Origin of the sequence: Okeania sp. SIO3B5 (genome assembly GCF_010692555.1) — a bacterium.
GTDB lineage: Bacteria > Cyanobacteriota > Cyanobacteriia > Cyanobacteriales > Microcoleaceae > Okeania.
In genome coordinates this window covers 1-5,843 of the sequence record NZ_JAAHHG010000593.1, presented here as the reverse complement: position 1 = coordinate 5,843, position 5,843 = coordinate 1, and the positions used below count along the sequence as shown (strand labels likewise).

The following is a 5,843-nucleotide window of genomic DNA, read 5'->3' as shown; positions in this document are numbered from 1 at the left end:
GCGGAGGAGTAGGGGAGTAAGGGAGCGGGGGAGCGGGGGAGTGGGGGAGTAGGGGAGTAAGGGAGCGGGGGAGCGGGGGAGTGGGGGAGTAGGGGAGTAGGGGAGTAGGGGAGTAGGGGAGTAGGGAATAGTAAAATTCCTAGCTATACCAAACATTTAAGGATTTAATATCATGTCCGGTAGCATCGGAGCGTGTATAAAATAAAGGTGACACTCTTGAGAAAACCTTCTGCCTCCTGCCTCCTGCCTCCTGCCTTCCTTCCACCAAAGTCTAATTATTCAACCGGACATGATATAACATCTTCTCCACACCTAAAAAAATCTATGGTATTATTAAAGATTGGGATAACACCTTAAAATTAAACATACCGATTATTTGGAGTAATTACAGAAACTAATCATGGCAAAAAAGAGCATGATCGAGCGTGAGAAAAAACGCAAAAAATTAGTAGAAAAATATGCTGCTAAACGTGCAGAACTTAAACTGCAATTTGAAGAAGCAGAAGATTTAGAGGAAAAAATAGAAATCCATCGTCAAATCCAGAGATTACCTCGTAATAGTGCCCCTTCTCGCGTGCGAAATCGTTGTTGGTTAACTGGGCGTCCAAGAGGTTATTATCGAGACTTTGGACTATCTCGTAACGCTATCCGAGAAATGGCTCACGAAGGTCTCTTACCTGGAGTTGTTAAGTCTAGCTGGTAGTTACAAGTCTGTGGAATGGGCATCTTGCCCGTTCCTGATATGTAAGCATTTCCTGCGGAATACGGAGCTAACAGCCGTCAGCTATTAGCTATCAACTATTAAAATTGATATTCTCCAGTTTCCAGATATTTCATATAAAATCTGGATAATTAGTACACTACGTGGAAGGAAGCAATCTCAGGGGTGCGCGGAGATTGCTTCCTATCGTCGATAGGGACGACTGTTCAACCAGATTATATTTCATAAGTCAAATACAGTTTCTTTAATCATTGTCCACAACAGCGCTCTATTCCCAGACTATCTAATAGCAAGTCACTAACAGCATTAGCGATCGCGAACTCTCCATAAAAACTCTGGGAAAAATCAAAGGCTTGCATTTCTGTCACAATAGCAATTACCAATGAGCCTAAATCATTTTCTCCTTCCATACGATGGCGAACAAATATTTGAGCCGCTCTTTTAGCAATATCCTCATTAACTTTTTCTGGGATAAACTCTTGATTGAGCCATTTGTATAAGGAAGTTCGCAACCATTCCCCTTCCTGTTCGGGGTTTTCTGCTGTTGGTAAAGTAATTGGTTTTATGGGTTCAGCCATGATTCTAAATTTTCTATTATAAATTGTAAATAGTAATTCCATGATGGAATATGATATTAATTCAATCATACAAGGATATGCTCAAGGCTACTTCCTCATGGCCAATGATGGAGAGAATAGTTTAGAGTGGTACGGTAGTCGTAAACGGGCTTTGATTCCTTTGGATGAAAGATTTCGCTACCCACGATCGCTACGTCGTGTGATTAATCAAAATCGTTTTACTGTTGCTGTTAATCGGGACTTTGAGGCAGTAGTTGAAGGTTGTGCAGATAGAGATACAACTTGGATTTCTGGGGAACTCAAGCAGATTTACAAAGCACTGAATTTAGCAGGTTGGGCGTATAGTTTTGAAACTTGGCAAGGAGATGAACTTGCTGGTGGAATTTTAGGTATTGCCATTGGTGGTGGTTTTATCGGAGAATCAATGTTTTTCAATATTCCAGATGGATCGAAGGTGGCGATGGTAAAGTTGGTGGAGCGACTACGAGAGAGAGAATTTGTGTTTTTTGATGCTCAGATGAATAATCCTCATTTGGAAAGATTTGGAGCTTATACTATTAGCGATAAAAAGTATAAAGCACTTTTAAAATTGGCATTAAGTCGTCGATGTAGTTTGATTTAGTTTGTCTATTCATTAATTGATAATGGATAATGGATAATGGATAATATCATGTCCGGTTGAACAGTGATAAATAAATAACTACGGAGGAGTCAGTCCTCAGGAGTCAGGAGTCAGGAGTCAACCCACCCCTAACCCCTCCCAGGAGGGGAAGAAAGAAGAAGAACTGGAGTTGAAGGAGAAAGTTTTTTTATAACTAATTATCCGGACATGATATAATTGATAATTAGGGTTTGCTGATTAAATATCAAAGCATTGACTGATATTGCTTTCAGCCTTTTTTTGGTGCTTTCAGAAATGCAAGGTTTTTGGCTGCTTTTGCCTCAAAATGCTAATACTTTTCCCCTGAGTATTAAAAAATTTGGCCGTAGCAGATAGTCTAAACTGTTCCCTGTTCCCTGTTCCCTGTTCCCTACCGCTACTAAAAGACTTTTTCAGCAAACCCTAATTATTAATTATTCAGTAAAATTTTGACACCATCTACAATTAGATCTGGTTCGTCTCTCCATACAAAATGGCTACTTTTATTAGCTTGAATTTGAACACAATTTGTAAGCATTCAGCCGTCAGCTATCAGCTATCAGAAGAGTGCTTTTATCACTCACTAAAAGCAATATTTAATTAAGCTAGAAAAATCTGACTAAAAGTCAGTTCCAAATTCTATATTCATTTAAAACTTGTCCTTAAGCACAAGGTATTATTGCTGATAGCTGATGGCTAATAGCTGAATGCTTACCACAATTTGTTGATAGATTATATCAAATCCGCTTAATTGGACATAAAAAAATTATCCAATTGTCATAACTACGCTCATCTTGTCTTATCTTTCTTCTCCTGAATTCTGAATTGCAGAATTGCTGAATTCTAAAGACTTAACCATTCTATGGCTGTTTAACCGGATTTGATATTACACAAATTTTTGTGCATTTTGTCTCGTAATTTGTTGGCTGATTTTAGAGGAATTAAAAAACTCCACCAAGAAGGGTGAAAAAAAGAATTAGCTTTGATACTAACTACTGGCATCGAAGCAAACTGATTAGCAATAATAACCTGATTTCCACTATTATTTAGATTTAGCATTTCTCGGCTCATTGTAATCCAGTGTTTAGAACGACAAAAAGAACGTTTTACATAATTTCTCGACTCTTGAGAAAAATCTTGTAATTCAGGTTTGATTAATTCAAATATTTGACATTTTCTTAATAGCCGAATAATTCCTAATATTGAACCTAAAATAGACATAATAAAGCCGGAAATAAATAATAGTTTTAAAGCTTGTAATTGGATAGGCATTTTCAGCATTTCTGTTTCATATAGTCCATCTGTAAGTACCATGCCAATAACTTTTTCTGGGAAGCGATGAGCATATAATCTGACATTGTAACTACCAAAGGAATTTCCTACTAAAATATAAGGTGGCTGAATTTTTGCTTGGGTAAGTAGGGTATCTAATTCTGTGACAATTTGATTGCTAGTTCGAGGATGAGGGCTATGTTCGCTCCATCCATATCCAGCTCTGTCGTAAATACATACTCGCCCTAATTTTGCCAGTTTTTCTACTAAGAAATATCCTTCTATTCCACCTAAACTGTGGTCTATAATAATTGTTGGACTAGCTTCTCCTACAACATACAAATGTAGACGATAACCACCAACATCAAATAGTTTTCCTGGAGGTGGTTTTTGATTTTCCAAATGACAGGCGATCGCTTGATAAATTGTCGTAGCGACTAGCAGAATAATTTGGATAGATAATGACACTTTTTCACCTTCTGTTAATAGCTTTCTTTGGTTTAATTCCTCATTTTCTAGATAATTTCTACAATTAGTTGGAGTTTGTAGATACAGGGGCAAATTTTCAGTATCCCCATTCACTTTTTTCTTCTTTATTCTCTCCTAGATAACTAAATGTATTCTTGATTATTCAAGAAAATATATTCTAAAATTATCTTTTTCTTTTGAGTTTAATACCCCGCACCTCATGAGCAATGTGTACAATTGGTTGAGTTTTTAGTCCCCATCAACTTTATTCTTTTTCCTTCTTCAAGGTTATTTAGGCCTAGCTAAAAGTAATTTTAACCTACCACTAAATAATTAACCTACAACCTAAAACCTAAAACCTAAAACCTAAAACCTAAAACCTAAAACCTAAAACCTAAAACCTAAAACCTAAAACCTAAAACCTAATCCCCATCAACTTTTTTCTTTTTCCTTCTTCAAGGTTATTTAGGTCTCGCTAAAAGTAATTTTAACCTACCACTAAATAATTAACCTACAACCTAAAACCTAAAACCTAAAACCTAAAACCTACCACCTACAACCTAAAACCTACAACCTAATCCCCATTCACTTTTTTCTTTTTCCTTCTTCAAGGTTATTTAGGTCTCGCTAAAAGTAATTTTAACCTACCACTAAATAATTAACCTACAACCTAAAACCTAAAACCTAAAACCTAAAACCTAAAACCTAAAACCTAATCCCCATTCACTTTTTTCTTTTTCCTTCTTCAAGGTTATTTAGGTCTCGCTAAAAGTAATTTTAACCTACCACTAAATAATTAGGGTTTGCGCTCAAAAGTCTGGTGGTGATGATAGGCAACAGGGAACAAGGAACAGGCAACAGTTTAGACTATCTGCTACGGCCAAATTTTCGGCATTGTCAGGGGAAAAGTATTAGCATTTTGAGACAAAAAGAGCCAAAAACCTTGCACTTTTTCATAATAAAAAACCCTGGAAGCCTTTACAGGTATTGATTAAAATTTTATTCAGCAAACCCTAATTAACCTAAAACCTACAGCCTACCACCTAAAACCTACAGCCTACCACCTAAAACCTAAAACCTAAAACCTTCTTCAATTAATTTTATGTTCAGTAACTAAAGTTAAACTAACCCATTCACCTTTCTCATTATAAGTACGAATAAGTCGTTGACGAAAGTCAGGTTTAATTAACCAACCAGCCTCAAAAAATATAGGCTTTCTCAACTCAACTTTCATCGGCAAAGTAGCAGAAGCACCATCAGGAATAAGTAAGACTTTTACAGGTTGAGAACCTTCATCGAAGTGTAAAATAGAGCCTTCAATTCTTGCAGTAGAAGTAATTATTTTCTGATTACTATTACCAAAAGTAATTTGCTGAAATAATCGACCTGTATTCTCAATCTTTAACTCCATTTGAGTTGGATAAACATCCGGTGTCCGCAAATCTGGGTAAATAGTAATAGCTTCTCCCTGCCATTTTCCTAATAAAGCATCTACTGTGAGAGTCGGATTTTCTAAAGCATTTGTATCTGCTCGTTTTTCTCGAATTAAAGTTAATGTTTGGAAATTTCCATTCTGATTAAATAATTCTACTAAACGGAGACGACGATTTTGATTAATAAAACTAAACTCAGCACCATTAACTGAAATTGGTGATATTTGAATTGAACCTTGAGAAAAAGCACCATCTTCAAAAAACATAGTATCTTTGCCAAAGCTTTGATATTCTCTGACTAATTCATTAACTTTTGGCGGAGAATTATCCCCTGAAGAAGTATAGCGACGGAGAGTGAGACGGACTGTTTTATTCTGCTCATCCAAGCTTTCTAAAATCAGAATACTAGGTGTATCTTCAACTATTTCTCCTTGAGCAGAAATTTGAGTAAATGAGCCATGCCATTCACCGAGATTTTGTAAAAAATTTTCCCATTGTGTTTTCATATTTTCCAACAAATTTATTGATATTTATAGAAGAAGGAAGAGGGAATAATTCATTAATTGATAATGGATAATGGATAATTGATAATTGATAATTACCTCTGGTTAAAACCGCTACGGAATTGAAAATAAGGAAATATTATTTCTTCTCTTGGTTGATTGGATATGGTTAGGAAACCCATCCATCCATCGACCGCTTTTTTCCCCTTACAAGGGGAGGCTTCAAGT

5 protein-coding genes are annotated in these 5,843 nt (G+C 36.2%); 2 read left to right on the top strand and 3 right to left on the bottom strand.

Annotated features, from left to right (window positions below; translation table 11 throughout):
• The first annotated feature begins 400 nt into the window (after positions 1-400).
• Positions 401-703 carry a 30S ribosomal protein S14 gene (rpsN, locus tag F6K54_RS38950; protein ID WP_293063407.1) on the top strand — a complete coding sequence of 101 codons (303 nt, stop codon included), beginning with the start codon at positions 401-403 and terminating at the stop codon, positions 701-703.
• A 266-nt stretch (positions 704-969) separates the two neighbouring features.
• On the opposite strand, the gene F6K54_RS38945 is transcribed toward rpsN, so the two are convergent.
• Positions 970-1,299 (bottom strand): hypothetical protein, encoded by a 330-nt coding sequence (locus F6K54_RS38945; protein WP_293089541.1) that lies wholly within the window; start codon positions 1,297-1,299, stop codon positions 970-972.
• 43 nt (positions 1,300-1,342) lie between these two features.
• On the opposite strand from F6K54_RS38945, the gene aat reads away from it, so the two are divergent.
• Positions 1,343-1,921 (top strand): leucyl/phenylalanyl-tRNA--protein transferase, encoded by a 579-nt coding sequence (gene aat / locus F6K54_RS38940; protein ID WP_293089543.1) that lies wholly within the window; start codon positions 1,343-1,345, stop codon positions 1,919-1,921.
• A gap of 888 nt (positions 1,922-2,809) precedes the next feature.
• On the opposite strand, the gene F6K54_RS38935 is transcribed toward aat, so the two are convergent.
• Together F6K54_RS38935 and F6K54_RS38930 are read right to left on the bottom strand one after the other, a co-directional pair.
• On the bottom strand, positions 2,810-3,793 hold the full coding sequence (locus F6K54_RS38935; protein WP_293089540.1) for an alpha/beta fold hydrolase: 984 nt from the start codon (positions 3,791-3,793) through the stop codon (positions 2,810-2,812).
• Positions 3,794-4,769: 976 nt separating this feature from the next.
• The gene (locus F6K54_RS38930) at positions 4,770-5,618 is read right to left on the bottom strand and encodes a DUF3598 family protein (protein WP_293089538.1); all 849 of its coding nucleotides are present in this window, start codon (positions 5,616-5,618) and stop codon (positions 4,770-4,772) included.
• Positions 5,619-5,843: the final 225 nt, after the last annotated feature.

What these genes read in the sequence shown, in the direction of transcription:
- F6K54_RS38945 (WP_293089541.1), bottom strand. Translation starts at nt 1,299, where the DNA reads ATGGCTGAACCCATAAAACCAATTACTTTACCAACAGCAGAAAACCCC.
- rpsN (WP_293063407.1), top strand. Translation starts at nt 401, where the DNA reads ATGGCAAAAAAGAGCATGATCGAGCGTGAGAAAAAACGCAAAAAATTA.
- F6K54_RS38930 (WP_293089538.1), bottom strand. Translation starts at nt 5,618, where the DNA reads ATGAAAACACAATGGGAAAATTTTTTACAAAATCTCGGTGAATGGCAT.
- aat (WP_293089543.1), top strand. Translation starts at nt 1,343, where the DNA reads ATGGAATATGATATTAATTCAATCATACAAGGATATGCTCAAGGCTAC.